Origin of the sequence: Rhizobium tibeticum (assembly GCF_900110205.1) — a bacterium.
Lineage (GTDB): Bacteria > Pseudomonadota > Alphaproteobacteria > Rhizobiales > Rhizobiaceae > Rhizobium > Rhizobium tibeticum.
In genome coordinates this window covers 1-17510 of record NZ_FOCV01000023.1, presented here as the reverse complement: position 1 = coordinate 17510, position 17510 = coordinate 1, and the positions used below count along the sequence as shown (strand labels likewise).

Here is a 17510-nt window from a genome sequence, read left to right as displayed (position 1 = left end):
CTAAAATCCATTCAGGCAGCAGCATACGTTCGCCCTGTCAACATGGAGAACGAAAATGCCTAGTCTCAAAGATAAGGTCGCGGTCATTACCGGCGGCAATAGTGGCATCGGCAAAGCGACTGCCATGCTCTTCGCCCAAGAAGGCGCTCAAGTCATCATTACAGGGAGAAGGAAGGATGTCGTCGATCAGGCAGCCAAGGATATTGGCAATGGAGCCATTGGCGTCGTCGGCGACGTAGCGAGCAGGAGCCATCATCACGACCTTGCAGAAGACATCCGCCGGCGTCTTGGCGCACTTGATATCTACATGGCGAACGCCGGAGTGATCAATCTCTTGCCGTCCGACGAAGTCACGGAGGACGAGTACGACCAACACTTTGCGATTAACACCCGCGGCGTATTCTTCGGCGTTCAGGCCATCTCGCCGCTTATTCGGACCGGGGGTACCATTATCCTGACAAGTTCGCTCGCGGCGACGAAGATACTTCCAAATCACACGTTGTATGCAGGTACGAAGGCGGCGATCGCAGCGTTCGCTCGCAACTGGGCTCTCGAGTTCAAGGCCAGAAAGATCCGCGTGAACGTCCTCAGTCCGGGGCCCGTAGAAACTGAGATTCTAGCCAAACTAGGCGTGTCGGAAGAAAATCGGCCGGAGATGATCGACCAACTATCGAAAGCAATACCAGCCGGCCGTTTGGGTCGCCCCGACGAGCTGGCAAAAGCCGCTCTGTTTCTCGCCTCTGATGCAGCAAGCTTCGTAAATGGCGTCGAGCTCCACGTCGATGGTGGGATGGCGCTCGTGTGACAACAAGGCAGTGAACGCGATCCGATCCTGAGTTCTGCCCTACTTCGAGAAGTTGGTGCGCGTACCGTGTCGCTCGGGGGCAGCACCGGCTTCAAAGTCCCTTGTTGCGGGTGCGATTATGATGTGCCGTGTCAACTAGAACGCTCGTATATCTACCGCTACAATAGCCTCGGCGTAAATGCTGGAGACCATGGGTGTCGAACTAGACCTTAGATTTCGGGTGCAGATTCTGGACTGGCTCGCGGCCGGGGTTCGGTACCAGCCGCGGGGGGAGAAGGTCTTCGCGGAGCTCTGTGCCCGCATCGTCGCATGTGGGATTCCTCTTAGCAGAGCGACGCTGCATCTTCGGGTCCACCATCCGCAGTGGCTGGGAACGCGGATGACGTGGATGCGCGGCCAGTCCGATGCCAGCGTTCAGACGATCGCCTATGACGTCGAGGCAACCGACGTATTTCTACGCAGCCCATTTCGGGTGGCGATCGATAGCGGAAAGCGTGTTCGCCAGAAGCTCCAGATCAACGGCCCGCATATCTTTGCCGTATACGAGGAGCTGAAGCACGAGGGCCATACCGACTACGTGGCTTGGCCCCTCGATCACACGCAGGGTCGCCGCCACCTCATTACCTTCGCTACCGATCGTCCCGATGGTTTTTCGGATCAGGAATTGGCGCTCCTCGACACGCTGATGCCGTGGTACTCGCTCGTCACCGAAATACGGGTAAAGGACCAACTGGCTCGAACGCTGTTGGAGACTTACGTGGGTGCGCACGCCTCCGACGAGATATTGCACGGCGCGATAACGCGTGGCAGTCGAGAGACGATCATTGCAGCAATCCTGATCTGCGATCTGCGAAACTTCACTCGTCTGTCTGACAGTCTTCCGCGTGACGAACTGATCGAAATCTTAAACAGGTACTTCGATGTCGTCGCGGAGCCGATTGAACGTCACGGCGGCGAGATCCTGAAATTCATCGGAGACGGCCTCCTGGCGGTATTTCCAATGGATGGCGCGGATGCCTGCCAGCATCTGCTCGCGGCGGTGCAGGAAGGATATCAAAGCGCGTCCTGCTTGCGACGAACTGCCGAAGTGGTCCGCTTTGGCACCGGCATCCACCTCGGTGAAGTGATGTACGGGAACATCGGTTCCAAAAAGCGTCTCGATTTCACCGTGATCGGATCCGCGGTGAATCTGGCCTTCAAACTCGAGGCGCTCACCAAAACACTAAATCGTCCAGTCCTGCTCTCCGGAGATTTCGTACAAGCAGCCGCATGCTTTGATCAAACCGACTACCTCGGTCCGCAAAGGGTCTCCGGCTTCGATGCTCCGATCGGTGTTCACGCGTTGCGGTTGAACGCCTCTCAAATGCCTTGCTGATCCCAACGGTACTCCTTGATGAACGCTGGGGCAGCCAGAAAACACGTCCTTGTTCTGGATCACGACATGACGACCCGGACGAAGATAGCGGACGTCCTCGCCGCAAACTCGATCAGAGTTAGCCTGGTCTCAGAAGAACGCGAGCTCCGAAGGTTGGTCGCGATGGAAATCGCGGATGCGATGGTTGTAGAAGTTAATTCATCGGAGGCTCTCGCCACGGTGCGAAACCTGGCTTCGCTGACCCATACACCGATCATCGTTACTAGCGTCGACTTGACTGATGAAGACAACAAGGTTCGAGGATTGGAGGCTGGCGCTGTAGACTATCTCGTTAAGCCCTTCGAGTACCGCGAATTCATGGCTAGGCTGACTGTGGCGATGCGCGATAGGACGTCGCCGCTGCTGGCACGCGATCGACGCGGTTATCGCTTTGATGACTACAAGCTATCTGTTCGGCAGCGTTGCTTGATTCGGTTGGACGGAAGCGATGTGAAATTGACCACCGCTGAATTCAACCTGTTGATCGCGTTCCTCAATGCGCCAAGACAGGTGCTCAGTCGCAAGCAGCTCCTGTCCACGAGCCGCGTTCATTCCGAGGAAATCTTCGACCGCAGTCTGGACCCCTTGATCCTGCGATTGCGTCGCAAGATCGAAAAGGATCATGCGAGTCCTGTGCTGATCAAGACGGTTCGAGGCGTGGGCTATGTGCTGGAAACTGACGTGGAGGTCGATGAGCGCCCCCGGTTGCGGCGGCAGGTGGTTCGTGAAACCTAGTCCGAAAAATAGGCGAGGACCGACATCGGCGGTCGGTCCTTGCCCTGCAAATGCAAGCCGGATGGGTGGGACGCTCGGCTGCCGCTTCGTTGGCCGCAGGATGAAACCGGAAAAATCCCTGCGTTCATCGTCTCCATCGTGTCCGGTTGACACAGCTCACGGCGGTTGAGTTAGCCGTTCGAAGCGTCGCTAACATCCCAAACCTTGGTTTGCATTGACCTCGCTTGCCGTAAATCCGAAGCTTGCCCCGCCTGCTCGACGCGCGTCCGATTGGACGCGATAGCGTCTTTGGCGGCACCTGCAATGGAGCGTGAGATGAAGATCGCGGTTATCGGCGCAAGCGGCCTGATGGGTACCAAGATTGTTTCCGTCCTCGAGAGAGAAGGAATCGACGTCGTGAAAGCTTCGACCAGCAACGGCATCGACGCCTATACCGGGGTAGGCCTTGAGAGAGCACTCGCCGGAGCGGATGCGCTGATCGATGTCACGAACTCTGGATCTTTCGGAGAAAGCGACGCATTCGATTTCTTCAGGAAAGCCGGGGCCAACATGCTCGCTGCTGCCAGAACGTCGGGGGTGAGCCATTATCTGGCGCTCTCCGTCGTGGGCACTGATCGCTTGGTCGAGAATGATTATTTCCGTGCGAAACTAGTCCAAGAGAACCTCGTCCGCGCGTCCGGATTGTCGTTCACGATCGTACGCTCTACTCAGTTCTTCGAGTTCTTCGACGGAATTGTAAACGCCAGCGCGGTGGATGGAGTCTTGCGTCTGGCTTCGATCCTTGTCCAACCGATTGCCGCAGACGAAGCAGCAACTTCAGTTGCTCGTCTGGCGGCCGGAAAGCCCGCCAACGCGATCGTTGAGATAGCCGGACCTGAACGCCTTCATTTGCCTGAAATGGCCCGCGAGCTCGTCACCGCCACTGATGACCCGCGGCCTGTGGAACTCGATCATGAAGTTCGGTATTTCGGCGTCTCTCTACCAAAAGATGGCCTCCTTCCCACATCGGCAGCCGCTTCGGGAGACCTGACCTTCCACGATTGGCTTTCCAGGAACATGGTTTCACAGGAATACGCGTGAGGCTTTGATGCGACGCGTAGGTTACGCGCCCTCCGCTCCGGGAAGCTCCAGGCGGGAGTATGGCTTGGCACCGAACGAACTGAAGTTCAACGCGGAGCTTCGGGTAGCGGCGTTTCCAATATTCCATAGATTCGGCGATTTCGCTCAATCACACTTCTTCAGACGCCTCGAGCGCTTCCGAAACGGCCGATAGCATACTTAGGTTTGGATTGACGCGAATGCTCCCATAGGTCGATGATCGTTCCTCTTGAACGTAGTGATCGAAGGCGCGGTCTCGGCCCGACTACTGCGCTTGGTTCGGCAAGTGCGCTTTGGCCGGTGAGGATGCCTCCAATAGAGCAAAGAAGCACTACATCACATGGAAATGCTTCATATGCTGGTTGCCATCGTAGACGACGACGCAGTGGTTCGGGAATCATTGCTCGATCTGCTCGAAGTGTCTGGTTATTCCGTCGTGACATTCGCGTCTGCAGCCGATTTTCTGGAATCGTCCCGGATCCCCGAAATGCGATGTCTTCTTCTCGACATTTCAATGCCAGGCATGAGCGGCATCGACCTTTATAAGGAACTGAAGCGGCGAAATATCGCGATACCCGTCGTATTCATGACAGGCCATGCGCAAGAGGCGCTGATCAACGAAGCGAAGCGGGCAGGAATCTGCTTGTTCAAGCCTTTTGCTGGCGCGGAACTTCGAAGGGCGATCGAAACCGCTATTGAGATCTAGCGCATGTACGAAGCTTCAAATGTGGGCGGCGTAATCTGCACGACGGATCCTTAAGCTTCTTGGCCCTCGACCGGCAAATCAAAGATGAACTTCGCTCCGGTCGGATCATTCCTCTCCACCCAGAGCCTGCCGCCGTGCGCTTCGACGATTGATCGGCATATTGCCAGACCCATCCCCATCCCCTGCCCCTTTGTGGTGTAGAATGGTTCGAATATTTGCTCTGGATCTTCCACGCCCGGCCCGGTGTCGGATATTTCCGTGTAAACCCGCTTGCTGTCGCGTCGTACGCTCAACTGGAGCATCCCGCGATCTGCAGCAAGGTCCATTGCTTCCAATGCATTCCGGATGAGATTGACGAAGACCTGTTGTATTTGGATAGGATCGAAGAACAACGGCGGAAGATCTTGCTCAATTCGGCATTCCATCCGTACGCCCCGTCGCGTGGCTTCTTCAGCCATCAGATCGCGGGCCTCCACCGCCACAGCGTCAAGCGCCTGTGTTCGGCGCGCCTCCGGGGTATGCTTGAAAAGGGCACGGATGCGACCGACCACCTCTGTTGCGGTATTTGCGCTGCGAACGACGCGTTCGAGCGCTTTCTGTGCCCGTTCTACGTTTGGAGGGTCGCCGCTGAGCCATTGCTGGCAGGCATCTGAACTCGATACCATGGCCGCCAGAGGCTGGCCAATTTCGTGCGCGATCGATGCGGTGAGTTCGGCTAGGCTCGCCGCTTCGCTGGCCTTTGCGAGATTTCTTTGTGCGACCCTGAGCTCTTCTTGTGCGCGAAGCCAATCGTCTATGTCGATACATACGCCGTTCCACTGCACGATATCGCCGTCGGCATTGCGCATCGCCAAGGCCCGCGTCTCCATCCATCGGTACTCGCCGTCGAACCGGCGCAATCGATGCCTCATCGCGTACGGCTCGCCGGTCGGGAGCGACTGACTGTATTTGTGTTTGACGGCGGCTAGCTCGTCCGGATGGATAATGGCGTCCAGGGTCACATCCAGGCGGTGCTTGCCGATCTCGTCCTTATCTTCGATTTCGAATCCCAGATACTCGCTCAGCTTGTGACTACGATAGATCGGCGCACCGTCAGGCGCTAGGCAGTAGATCAACGCCGGCAGCGTCTCGACGAGTTGATGGAGCGAATGCTCACTATCACGCAACGACTGTTGAGTTCGCATCTCGTCATCGACATCGATGGATAGGCCATACCATTCCACTATCGCATCATCGGCATCGCGCAGCGGCTCGAACCGATCGTCAGTCCACCGAAATAAGCCATCCTTTCCGCGTCGACGATATTTCATAGAAAATGCTTCGCCTGACCGAATGCACCGAATTGCCTGATCTCTCACTTGCTCGACATCGTCGGGATGGATCAAATCCAATGCCGCTTTGGCGAACTCAGCGAAGTCCGTCTTCGTCAATCCTGCTTGTTCCAGAAATCGCTTGCTGACGTAGGAGAGTGCTCCTTCAGGCGTCCAACTGCAGATGTTTACCGGCAGCGCGTCGATCAGTCGTTGCAAGTGCCATTCGGATCGCTTGAGAGCTTCCTCTGTACGAACCTGGTCGTTCACGTCGTGACAGAGGCCGTACCACTGGACGATGCGGCCGTCGCGGTCCCGCATGGATTCCGCTCGGCTGGACATCCATCTGTAAACCCCGTCAAAACGACGCAGGCGGTATCTCATGAAGAAGCTTTCTCCCGTGACAAGGCTTTGATTCAGAGTGCTTCCGAATTCAGCCGCGTCGTCGGGATGAATTGCCATCTCGATCATGGCGTCCAGTCGGCTCAGACCGGGGCTTTCGATGTCTGCGACGTTTCGGCCGAGATAGTCGATCATTCTCCGGTTGAAGAAGATCGGCTCGCCCTCAGGTGTCAGACGCCACAAGTGGCCGGGAACCGTGTCGACGAGTTGCGAAAGTTCAAGCTCCCGGTCGTGCAACGTATCAACGGTTGCCCGGAAGCTGTCGATGTCGATCGACGTGCCATACCATCCGAGAATGTCGCCGGTGCCATCTCGGACAGCCCTTCCGGAGCTTCGAACCCAACCGTACCCGGCCCGGCGTCGGATACGAAACTCACTGTCGAAGGGTTGTCCGGAATGAATGGAGTGACGCCATTCTCCGGCAACGCGTTCATAGTCATCGGGATAGAGCAGTTGCTTCCAGGCGACCTCTCCCTCGCTCCACCAAGCGTTCAACTCGTCTGGCGTCTTGCCTAGAGCGGCTTGTAAGGCAGGTGAGAGGTAAATCCACCTGCCGCTCGCATCGAATGCCCAACCGACGCCGGTCAAGTTTTCAACGGTCTTTGCGGCCTCGATAGGCGAATTGCCAGCTGTGACAGTATCAGGCGTCATCGGTTGCTCTCCATCCGGAGCTTCGCTGTGATCGCTCGACATGTTTTACGCCCGCGCCGCGCTTCAGTCCAACGTAGGCACACGATTGGCTGACGACGCACAAGTTCCTTCCGCAACGGAAGGCCATCGACCGCGGGCATCCTTCGACAGGTCCAGGACAGGAAACGATGGGATCGCAAGGGGGCATCGAGACGGCTGTCACCGATCAAACGTACGTATAGCTTTTGCGCCAACGTGGAGATGCTAGCGTTGCGGGCCGGTGTTTCAGCACTGGAACAAGACTTAGCAATAGGAGTTCGGAATGAACGTCAATTCAATAACCACGACATCCGAAAAGGCCGGGCATGGCTACGTGACATCGATCGACGGCACCCGCATCTTCTACAAGGACTGGGGGCCGAAGGAGGCGCAGCCGATCGTGTTCCATCACGGGTGGCCCCTCAGCGGCGACGACTGGGACGCCCAGATGCTCTTCTTTCTGGGAAAAGGCTACCGTGTTATCGCTCACGATCGTCGCGGACACGGCCGATCGGAACAGGTCGGCGGCGGCCATGATATGGATCATTACGCTGCCGATGTTGCCGCCGTCGTGGAACATCTGGACTTGCGGAACGCTGTTCATATCGGTCATTCGACGGGCGGTGGCGAAGCTACCCGCTATGTCGCCCGCTATGGCAAAGGCCGCGTTCTGAAGCTGGTACTCATCGGCGCAGTACCGCCCATCATGGTGAAGACACCAGACAATCCAGGCGGACTTCCGACCGAGGCATTCGACGGATACCGTGCTGCGCTGGCGTCGAACAGAGCCCAGTTCTATTACGACGTAGCCAGCGGGCCTTTCTACGGTTTCAATCGGCCCGCCACCGTTGCCTCTGAGCCGATTATCCAGAATTGGGTGAGACAAGGCATGATGGGCGCGGCAAACGCTCACTACCTGGGTATCAAGGCTTTCTCGGAAACCGACTTTACGGAAGATCTGAAAACGATCGAGGTTCCGACTCTCGTTCTCCATGGTGATGACGATCAGGTCGTCCCGATTGAAGATTCCGCCCCTCTCTCCGCCAAACTTCTGAAGAACGCGACACTGAAGATCTACAAGGGACTGCCGCACGGGATGGTGACGACCCATGCGGATATCATCAATCTCGATCTGCTGAGATTCATTGCCGTATAAAAATAATGCGGAGGGTGCTTCATGCATCCTCCGCGCCATTCGGTTCAGCCCGCGCTTTGCGGGCTTCCCTCAGTTCCTTTGCAGTTTTTCGGCCTTGCGAACCAGATCGGCAAGGGAACGGCTCTGCATTTTGCGCATCACGCTCATTCGATGTAGCTTCACGGTCATTTCGCTGATCCCGAGCTGATAGGCGACCTGCTTGTTCATAAGCCCGCTGACGACGCCGAACATCACTTCCTGCTCTCGCGGGGTCAGCGTATCGACCAGCGTCCGAATCTGCTCGCGTTCGGTTTCAACTTTGCGTCTCTCGCCGTCCAGGCGAATGGCGTGATCTACAGCGTCGAGCAGATCCCGCGTAACGAACGGTTTGGTGAGGAAATCGGTAGCGCCGGCTTTCATTGCCCTGACGCTGGCGGGAACGTCGGCATGGGCCGTCAGGAAAATGACCGGCATCTTACTTCCGAGCGAGATCAACTGGCTCTGGACATCGAGGCCGGTGCCTCCGGGCATTCGAAGGTCGACAACGATACAGCCAGGGGCGGTCGTATCGGCCGTGCTCATGAACTCAGGTCCACTGGAGTAAGCGGAAGCCCGCCTGTTCGTTACCATGAAGAGGTCGAGAAGAGCGTCTCGCATGTGCTTGTCATCATCGATGACATAGACAATAGGTTCGGCGGACAAATCCTGTTTCGTATCTAGCTTTTCCATGATCGATCCTCCACTCGCTTGCGGCGCACTCTCCTATGAGGGGCGGAATGACGTCGATGCCAAGTGGGTGCCGCCGCTGGGGTCTAATTATCACGAACGCCAGGCCGAGTGATGATAAACCTTGGTTTACTTGCTCTCCAGCGCCTGACCCATGCATGCGTGCAGCGGCAGCGACAGCGGAACTGTTCATCACCCGACCAACTCCGAAAAAGGAGTGACGCGCCGCGGTCCAATGGCGGTGTAATCCGTCAGGATCTCTCCGGTTTCCAGTTCCAGGGCCGGCACGTATCCTTTTGGGGTGACGGTACCGAAATCGCGCCCGCCTGCTGTCAGGTTCGTTGCGAAGTCGACGCCCTCAATCTCGAAATCGACATCGGCTTCCCTCAACGCGATGTGGTCTGCCAGGCTGCATGCCACAGGAGAGTAGTAGAGCTTCATCGGACCGTTCCTTTGTTGTTCGATGAACGTGACGGGGCACGATTCAAGAACCGGGCGGCCTTGCTAGGATCGCTTCCACTAATATTGATGGATGCGCCTGACCGAAAATGGGGTCCACGACGTCATTGAATTCCGGGTGCGTCTGCAGGAAGTTCTGCATGAACGAGCACCAGATCACGGCCTTTTGGCCTCTTTCCCGGAGATTATCGAAGACGCCTTTGATGAGGGCGGCACCGATGCCCTGCCCCTCGAATTCCGGAGTCTCGACGTGGACGAAGACAAGTCGTTCGCCGTCCACCTCATAGTATGCCGCGGCCAACATTCCTGCATGTATCTGGCGTTCAAACCGATGCATTTCAGGGTTGTCTCTCACCTTGGAATCCATCGGTTTGTCCTTCCGAGCTGGTCTTATAGGATCGCTGGGGTCACGAACCGTCTGGGGCTGCCGAGGGAGGATACAGTCCGATGAGCGCGGCCGTAATCCAAACGTAAGTTTACTTGCTCGCCATTCTCTCCCGCCGTACCTAGACCGCGGGCGGACAGGTGGCTTCCGGGGCGCGCGTGCGCCGAATGGCCGACTGGGTGGTGCAGACAGACCGGTCGAGAAGCACGGAAGTGTTCGGCCGAAAATCAGCGGAGAAGACGATTGTTAGAGAAGTTCGACGTGGCGGCGTCGCTTTTTCAGATCGAGGCCGATGGGATGCCGCACGGTATGATTCGTCGCGCAACCGAGCCGTTTTCACGACTAAGACGACAGGACTGGGCGGACTTGGCCTGACAATCGTGAGCCGCTTCGCCAATGAAGCCGGAGGAAGCTTCCGTCTCGAGAGCAAGTTCGGCTTCGGGACGCGCGCAACGTGTCGCTGCCGGTCGTCTGAAGCGAGCAGCTTAAATCGACGTCTACCCCAAGTCACAGGTTTGATGGTGACTGAGTTTCACTCCCCCATAAAGTTTTGGGGCTGCACTTCTTACCAGAGGGGCTATAAACTCCGCATCCAGTGCGCCCTTAATTGTGTAGAATCGTGAGCGGGGCCGGAGGGAATCTGCCAGCAAACCAGCAACGGTGGATGGAGTAGTCGACAACGCGGAGGATCGTATGTCGAGTAGACAGGCGCGAACGAGGACAATGTCCACCTCAACGGACTCCGGCGGCGGCACCTCAGATTTGACGGCGCAGCTCGCTGAGAACATACCGGCGCATCTTTGGTCTGCTGATCCGCTTGGCAGGTTCACCTATATGAACCAGAGCATGCAAGCATACTTCGGCACGACACTTGATGCGGTCGCATTCTTCGTGCGAGGAGACCAATTCGGATGGCGACGATATATTCATCCCGACGATTATGAGAGCGTTGCAGCGAATTGGGCGCATAGCCTAGAGACGGGGGCGCACTTCGACAGCGAGCACCGCCTGCGTCGGGACGATGGCGAATATCGTTGGTTTCGAGCATCGGGCAGACCGTCGTACGATGGCCGAGGTTTTATCAATGCATGGTTTGGGCAGACGATCGACATCGAAGAGCAGAGGCGCGCCGAGGAGGATCTGCGCAATCGGACGGCCGAGCTGTCATTGCTGGTCGATATGGTCCCGAGCAACTTGTGGCGACTTACACCAGACGGGACTACCACACTGGTGAACAAGCGCATGGCTGACTTTCTCGGTCTGGAAGTCTTGGACCAGACAACTCTCGAGACCGTGATGGATACAATCTTCCATCCGGACGACGCGGCACCCGTAGGGAATGAGTTGGGGCGTTGCCTGCTGACGGGCGAAAGCTTCGCCATGAGGTATCGACTCCTTCGGGCCGACGGCATGTACAGGTGGATGTCGGGCCGCGCTGAGCCGATGCGCGACAAGGATGGGGACATCGTCACGTGGTTCGGCCTCTGCCACGAGATTCATGATCAGGTGCAAGCGGAAGACGCCTTGCGGCGCTCGGCCGCGAAGCTTGCCCATGCGACGCAAGCTGCAAACCTGGCCGAGCTGTCCGCCTCTATCGCACACGAGGTCAATCAGCCTTTGGCGGCGATTGCGGCCGATTCAGACGCCTGCACTCGCTGGCTTTGCGTCGATCCTCCGAACGTGGAGCGGGCAAAGCTCGCTGCCGAACGCATCACGACGGCGGCGGTATCCGCAGGGGATGTCGTCCGGCGGATCCGCGCCCTGTTCCAACACATTTCGCAACCTCGAACGCTTGAAAACGCAAACCTCATCATAGAGGAAGTCTGCCGCCTCATGGCCGACGAAGTTGGCGCGAACGCCGTTCGGATCACAACGGATCTGGATCCGAATCCTCCGATGATCGCCCTTGATCGCGTACAGATACAACAGGTTCTGATGAACCTCATGCGGAACGGTATCCAGGCGATGGATAAGACGGAGGATGGCGCGCGTTCACTGGACATCCGCTCATGTCGCGATGGGTCCGGAGCTGTGCGAATTGAGGTTCGAGACGCCGGGAGCGGGTTTAGCGACATCGAGCGTGTCTTCGAGCCCTTCTTCACGACCAAAAAGGATGGCATGGGGATGGGGCTCGCGATCTGTCGTTCGATCGTGGAGTCCCATGGAGGCGAATTCCGGATGACCAACAACGACGCCAGGGGCGCGACCGTTGCCTTCACCCTTTCGATGGAAGAAGATCTGTCGTCCGGGCCTCAAGGCGGCTCGGCTGATGACGATCATCGCAAGAATCCAGGCGACAGCCGTCATCGCGACGCAAACCGCACCAAGGCTTGTATAGCCGCTCGCCGCGATCACAAAGCCGCCCAAGACAGGACCGGCTGCAAAACCCAACAAGTAGGCTGATCCCGCCGCTGCTGCCCAACGCCCGCTACGGTCGATAGCCGCGGCAAGGCCGAAGAGGTAGGGCATCGAGAAGTAGTAAAGGATAACCGATCCCACAAGGGCGATCACATAAGCTGTGGAATTTTGCAAAAGGCACAGCACCAAAGCGATAAGCGCATAGCCGAGACAGAACGCGGAAATGGGCATCGCCCTTCCCAAGCGAACGTTCAGCGCCGTGGCCGCTACCGCGCCGATGAGACCGACGAACGAGGCGATGGTCAACGTGTATCCGACTGCGGTGGTCTCCATTCCTGCACGCTCGCCCAAGGGAGCGCTGAAAGCGTAAAGAGCGGCGGACATTGCAACGAAGAGGAGGATAGCGGCTAAGAGCAATGTGCCGACCAGGGGTGAAATGGTCTCAGCATCCGAGGCAGCTTCCTCTTCCTTGAACGGCCGGGTATCCGGAACAAGGAGAAGCAGCGGAGCAAGTGCGAGGGTAACTGCGCCCAACAACGCAAAGACACCCCGATGCGCAAATGCGGCTGTCAGTTCGCCACCGATGCTGAAGAGTGGGACACTTCCAAGGGCCCAGACCAGTTGGAAGAAACCGAAAACCTTTTCGGGATTGCGGCAGTGGGAGGCGACGATGCTTAGTGACATCGCATAAAGCGCTCCTTCTCCGACGCCTGCCATGCTCCGCAACAAAATCAAGGCGGTCCATCCGCCAGCAATGATCGAAGCTCCTTGAGCCAGCAACGTCAACCCTACAGCCGCAATGCAGACACGCCGGTAGGAGAACCGGGGCAAAACGGGGGCGATCGAGATCGCGGTGAAAGCGAGCGCAAGAAGTTCCACGGAGGTGACAATGCCCGCGTCGCGCTCTGACAGCGACAAACCGTCCATCAACCCGGCAATAACAAACGGCGACATTTGAGCGAACAGTCCGCCGATCACCTGGGCGGCAATGACGCCGACAACGAGGGCCGCTGGGTCGCGCGCCGCAGACGGGTTTGAGATATTGATCATGAAACGATTGCCATGCCGCCGGTCTACGAGTGAGAGCGGCAAATGTACGCGTTCGCGTTCGGCAGGTAAATCGTATTAAGGTCGCATGTCCGCCTAAGGCCGAGGCGCGGTCTTCCGCGCCCCGTCCCTAGCTATTCAAACTCAGCAGCAGCTTTCGCGCGCTGCGCGAACCAGGTCTTGACGTCCAGCCGTCCGAGCTTGGCGGTGCCCAGCGGGACCAGGGATTGGTCGTCGACGAGTGAGCCGAAATACCTGGCTTCCTTGTCGACCACGACGGTCCGAGCGTCATGAGTGGCGGCAAGATAGCCGGTCAGGAAGTCGCTCATCGGCTTCTTGTCCGGACCTGCGATCTCGATCGTCTGGTTTGCCGCAGTACCGGTCGCAGCCTCCGCGACGAAGCCGGCGACATCATCTGCCGCGATAGGCTGGAACGCTCCAGGTGAAGCGTGGACGGTCTTGTCGACCGTTGCGCTGTCGGCGATGCCGCCCAGGAATTCCATGAACTGCGTCGACCTGACGATCGTGTAGGGAACGCCGCCCTTCTTGACAATGTCTTCCTGAGCGACCTTCCCGGGGAAGTAGCCGTTGTCGGGTGATCTCTCGATGCCGACGATGGAAAGCGCGACGTGATGGAGAACACCCGTCGCCTTTTCTGCGTTGATGAGATTTGAGGTCGATTGTTTGAAGAACGAAAGCACGTCAGCGGGCGCGAATGAAGGCGAGTTGGCCAGATCGATCACCACCGCTGCACCGGCAAGTGCGCCGGAAAGCCCCTCGCCCGTCAAAGTGTTTACTCCGGTGGACGGAGAGGCCTGCACGACGTCATGTCCCTGGTTTCTCAGGAGAGCGGCAACTTTCGTTCCGATGAGGCCCGAGCCTCCGATGATGACGATTTTCATGTTTTCGACCTTTCGCTTCGTGATCCTTCGCGGATCATCCGGTTTTCGTAATCGGGTAGCGGCGGAGGCCTGCCGTGGCCCCCCGCATGGCAGCGACAACCTCAGTTGTCGGGATACACCAGCTTGGTTTCATCGGTGTCGACTACAAAGACTGCGAGAAGCTTCGCAGGCTCGGTTTCGCTGGCATTGGCGCTCACCTGGTGATGGTCGCCGGGGACTTCCATCCAGTTTTCACCAGTCTTGTAGACCTTCACCTCGCCACCGTTGACCTGGCTTTTGATTGCGCCCTCGATAACGGTTGCATAGATGAAGGCGCTCCTGGGGTGCATGTGCGAGGGGTTGTAGCCACCGGGGCCATACTCGACCAGAACGCCGCGCATGCTCTTGCCGGGGACGTTCGGAAGCTTGTGGTCGAACACCACGGTGACATTGGCATTGTGCGATTGATCCGCAGCCGCGGCGGGAACCGCGATCATAGCCGCGCATAGCAAACCGATTGCCAGCGTTCGCATGGTTATCTCCTTCTCGAGATGATTGATTACGCGCAGATCGTAGGCGATGGCCGCATCGGATGGATAGCTATACGAAGGTTAGCCGTGTCACCTGAACGTCACTCCGAACCTTGCGGATGGACCTCATCGAAGATGCGTACGAGATCTGCGACAGACCGGGCGTCAAGCTTCTTCATCATCCGACCGCGGTGCAGTTTGACCATGATCTCGCTTATTCCCATCTCGTAGGCGATCTGCTTGTTCATCAGACCCTTGGACACGAATCCGAACACTTCCGCTTCCCGCGGCGTCAGGCTGGCAATGCTGTCTCGGGCATGAAGCAACGACGCATATTTGCCGCGCAGTTCGGCGTTCCGATCCAAAGCGAGTTTCGTTGCCTTGATCAGACTTTCCGAGCTGAACGGTTTCAATAGGTAGTCGAAAGCGCCGGCCTTCATGGCGGATACGCTTGTCGCAACGCTGGCGTTTCCCGTCATGAAAATGATGGGAAGCGGGTGACCGAGACCTGTCAGTTTTTCCTGAAGCTCTAAGCCTGTCATCCCAGGCATTCTAATGTCGAGGAGGATGCAGCCGGGCAACGTCAGATCGGCGTGCTCGAGGAAATCGATGGCACTCTCGAACGCAGCCGCCCGCTGTCCTATCGAGTCGAAGAAATTGAGAAGCGACGCCCGCAAGTGAGCGTCATCGTCGATGATGTGAACCGTGGCGAGCGGGTGCTTGGAACTGGCAGTTTCAGGCATAAGGGCCTCCCGATCGTTGCGCCGAGAGCAACAATCGCACCGAAAGACTATGTCAGGTCATGCAGCATTCGCATCCAATGACGCCGTCCTGTCAATGGATTCAGCTTCCCAAGATGGTGAGCGAACCGATTAAGTCAGGTGCTCACATGGTTCCGATGTATCTGGAACATCGATCTTATTCTGTTGAGCAGGTCCAGACGCCGACGCTCATGCTGGATCGACAGCGTCGTCGATCTCTCTCCTATCCGCTCCCTGTGAGCCAGGTTCGCGGCCAGGTCTTCGGCAAGCTCCGGCCGGTCCCGCAGCAGCGGAGCAAAGGCGTCCTTGTCGATCTCGTACACGATGACGCGCGTGACAGCTTGCAGCGTGTGGTTTTCCTCCATACCGGCAAGCGATCCCTGTTCGCCGAAAAAATCTCCGGGTGCCAACCTGGCGATTTCGTCGTTGTCCTTCTTCATTGCCACGATGCCTGCCTGCACAATCATGAGTGTCGCGAGTGCCTCGCCCTCCCGGACGATTTCGGTGCCGGGGGCAAATATTCGTCGGGTTGCGGAGGTTGCGAGAGCGACGCGCTCGTCACTGCTCAAGAAAGAGAAGACGGGGATGGCCTCGATAAGGCCGAGCGCTGTTGGGGTCGTAGGCTGCTCCTCAAGTCGAGCGTTGGTCCCCGCAAACACCGAGCTTTCCAGCGGCATCGCCAGCTGCAAGCCGTTGGCCCTGCAGTGACGATAAACGAGATCGATGACTTCGCTACGGGCCTCGCCGCGCTGCGCCGGGCTCGTGACGCGGAACTGCAATTCGGTGGTGACTGCGCTGGCGTCGATACCGACGAGCACGACGTTCGAACGGGGTTGCTTCACGATCACGTTGCTGCTGTCGAGCACTGTGCGCATCACCTCCATGATTGTTCGAGGCATCCGCGTCGGAGCCACCCTCACCCGCAGCGTGATTTGATGGTTCTCGTCCGGCTGGCTGACATTGGTAAGGCCCAATTTGGCGAGAACGCTGTTTGGCAGGACGACGACATTGTGAGCGCCGGTAAGCAGGTAGGTCGAGCGCCAGTTGCTGGCCACCACCCTTCCCTCGGTACCGTCGCTCAACTCGATCCAGTCACCGATCACGTACGGACGACCGAGCGTTAGTGCGATGCCCGAGAACACGTCACCGAGGGTGTTTTGCAACGCCAGTCCGAGGATGATGGCGATGACCCCGGACGTCGCCATTAACGTTCCGATCGGGACGCCAAAGACGAAGGCCAGGATCGAAAGCAACACGCCGAGGTACACGACGGCCACGATCAGGTCCTGGATCAGCCTCGCCTCTCGCGGACGATGATCGAGGACGATGTAGATCCGCACGAAACCGATTACGGCCCAGGACAAATGGACCCACCAGAGGATCTTCGCCGAAACAAGCAGCGCGTTCGCCCCGTCGAGGCTGCCAGGGTCGTAATGGAACGGAAAGGCATGAGCGTAGGCTAGAACCGTTGTCATCACCGCAAAGAACGCGATCTGCACGATGAGCCGGGCAGTTGGGCGGGACGGGCCTTGCACATGCCATACTACAATCCCGGCGACCCCCAGGACACTGATAGCCAGCGGCAACAATGGAACTTCGTGACCCATATCAAATCTCGCGAGGAAATTTTCACCATACGCACGGCCTGCTGGGGAGGCTATCAAACGAAGGTTTGCCCCTGTGGTCTCCAGGCCGCTGCCTGAGGCTGTCGATCACCGATCGCATGCGAGGAGGGTGCAAAGTCAATCGTCCCCTAAAGGTTTGGCTGGTAGAGTGCTGAAGGTTCTGCAAATTCCTTAATGAGGGCGGCCATGGCAGACTCACATGGGGAAGCGCCGGTCAAGTGGGACTAGCTTGTCATATCGATGCCCTTTCAAATTGTGGGATCCAGGTTGAGCCCGACTGCATGACTCTGCTCGTTAGCCGAGCAGATCAACCTCACATTCGGTCGCCGCTCTTTCACGGCTGCACCAATATCCCGCTTCCGGCGGCTGGGCTCAGGCGACGAGACCATTCTGAGTGAGCGGCATTTTAGGCCAGTCTGCCATGCGGTTCGTCCACCTGCATCCGTCAGGACTGATCAGGCCCT

The 17510-nt window shown here is 57.8% G+C and carries 15 protein-coding genes and 1 pseudogene; 7 read left to right on the top strand and 9 right to left on the bottom strand.

Annotated features, from left to right (window positions below; translation table 11 throughout):
- Positions 1-55: 55 nt before the first annotated feature.
- The 5 genes from BSG20_RS22850 (at position 56) to BSG20_RS22830 (ending at position 4758) form a co-directional block, all read left to right on the top strand.
- Positions 56-805 carry an SDR family NAD(P)-dependent oxidoreductase gene (locus BSG20_RS22850; RefSeq protein ID WP_072378845.1) on the top strand — a complete coding sequence of 250 codons (750 nt, stop codon included), beginning with the start codon at positions 56-58 and terminating at the stop codon, positions 803-805.
- Positions 806-995: 190 nt separating this feature from the next.
- The gene (locus tag BSG20_RS22845; RefSeq protein ID WP_244541391.1) at positions 996-2180 is read left to right on the top strand and encodes an adenylate/guanylate cyclase domain-containing protein; all 1185 of its coding nucleotides are present in this window, start codon (positions 996-998) and stop codon (positions 2178-2180) included.
- Positions 2181-2198: 18 nt separating this feature from the next.
- Complete coding sequence (locus tag BSG20_RS22840) at positions 2199-2954, top strand: winged helix-turn-helix domain-containing protein (RefSeq protein ID WP_072378849.1); 756 nt, start codon at positions 2199-2201, stop codon at positions 2952-2954.
- A 315-nt stretch (positions 2955-3269) separates the two neighbouring features.
- Positions 3270-4034: an SDR family oxidoreductase gene (locus BSG20_RS22835; protein WP_072378851.1), complete on the top strand. Its 765-nt coding sequence runs from the start codon at positions 3270-3272 to the stop codon at positions 4032-4034.
- Between the two features lie 373 nt (positions 4035-4407).
- The gene (locus BSG20_RS22830; RefSeq protein WP_083539976.1) at positions 4408-4758 is read left to right on the top strand and encodes a response regulator transcription factor; all 351 of its coding nucleotides are present in this window, start codon (positions 4408-4410) and stop codon (positions 4756-4758) included.
- A 50-nt stretch (positions 4759-4808) separates the two neighbouring features.
- On the opposite strand, the gene BSG20_RS22825 is transcribed toward BSG20_RS22830, so the two are convergent.
- Positions 4809-7121, bottom strand: a complete 2313-nt coding sequence (locus BSG20_RS22825; protein ID WP_072378854.1) for a PAS domain-containing sensor histidine kinase — start codon at positions 7119-7121, stop codon at positions 4809-4811.
- Positions 7122-7422: 301 nt separating this feature from the next.
- Between BSG20_RS22825 and BSG20_RS22820 the strand changes: the two genes are divergently transcribed.
- Positions 7423-8295 carry an alpha/beta fold hydrolase gene (locus BSG20_RS22820; RefSeq protein WP_072378856.1) on the top strand — a complete coding sequence of 291 codons (873 nt, stop codon included), beginning with the start codon at positions 7423-7425 and terminating at the stop codon, positions 8293-8295.
- A gap of 69 nt (positions 8296-8364) precedes the next feature.
- Here the strand turns inward: BSG20_RS22820 and BSG20_RS22815 are convergent, their stop codons facing one another.
- The 3 genes from BSG20_RS22815 to BSG20_RS22805 form a co-directional block, all read right to left on the bottom strand.
- Positions 8365-9003, bottom strand: a complete 639-nt coding sequence (locus BSG20_RS22815; protein ID WP_072378858.1) for a response regulator transcription factor — start codon at positions 9001-9003, stop codon at positions 8365-8367.
- A 189-nt stretch (positions 9004-9192) separates the two neighbouring features.
- Complete coding sequence (locus BSG20_RS22810) at positions 9193-9441, bottom strand: thioredoxin domain-containing protein (protein ID WP_072378860.1); 249 nt, start codon at positions 9439-9441, stop codon at positions 9193-9195.
- A gap of 43 nt (positions 9442-9484) precedes the next feature.
- On the bottom strand, positions 9485-9796 hold the full coding sequence (locus tag BSG20_RS22805; protein ID WP_280142204.1) for a GNAT family N-acetyltransferase: 312 nt from the start codon (positions 9794-9796) through the stop codon (positions 9485-9487).
- A gap of 741 nt (positions 9797-10537) precedes the next feature.
- On the opposite strand from BSG20_RS22805, the gene BSG20_RS22800 reads away from it, so the two are divergent.
- A complete protein-coding gene (locus tag BSG20_RS22800; RefSeq protein WP_342030076.1) occupies positions 10538-12247 on the top strand; it encodes a PAS domain-containing sensor histidine kinase in 1710 nt (569 codons plus the stop codon).
- Between the two features lie 114 nt (positions 12248-12361).
- On the opposite strand, the pseudogene BSG20_RS22795 reads toward BSG20_RS22800, so the two are convergent.
- The 5 genes and pseudogenes from BSG20_RS22795 to BSG20_RS22775 form a co-directional block, all read right to left on the bottom strand.
- Positions 12362-13129, bottom strand: a pseudogene (locus tag BSG20_RS22795) (MFS transporter); the annotation flags it as partial.
- A 254-nt stretch (positions 13130-13383) separates the two neighbouring features.
- Positions 13384-14151: an SDR family oxidoreductase gene (locus BSG20_RS22790; RefSeq protein WP_072378868.1), complete on the bottom strand. Its 768-nt coding sequence runs from the start codon at positions 14149-14151 to the stop codon at positions 13384-13386.
- Between the two features lie 101 nt (positions 14152-14252).
- On the bottom strand, positions 14253-14663 hold the full coding sequence (locus BSG20_RS22785; protein WP_072378870.1) for a cupin domain-containing protein: 411 nt from the start codon (positions 14661-14663) through the stop codon (positions 14253-14255).
- Between the two features lie 98 nt (positions 14664-14761).
- Positions 14762-15403: a response regulator transcription factor gene (locus tag BSG20_RS22780; protein WP_072378872.1), complete on the bottom strand. Its 642-nt coding sequence runs from the start codon at positions 15401-15403 to the stop codon at positions 14762-14764.
- Positions 15404-15537: 134 nt separating this feature from the next.
- Positions 15538-17028 carry a mechanosensitive ion channel family protein gene (locus BSG20_RS22775; RefSeq protein ID WP_072378874.1) on the bottom strand — a complete coding sequence of 497 codons (1491 nt, stop codon included), beginning with the start codon at positions 17026-17028 and terminating at the stop codon, positions 15538-15540.
- Positions 17029-17510: the final 482 nt, after the last annotated feature.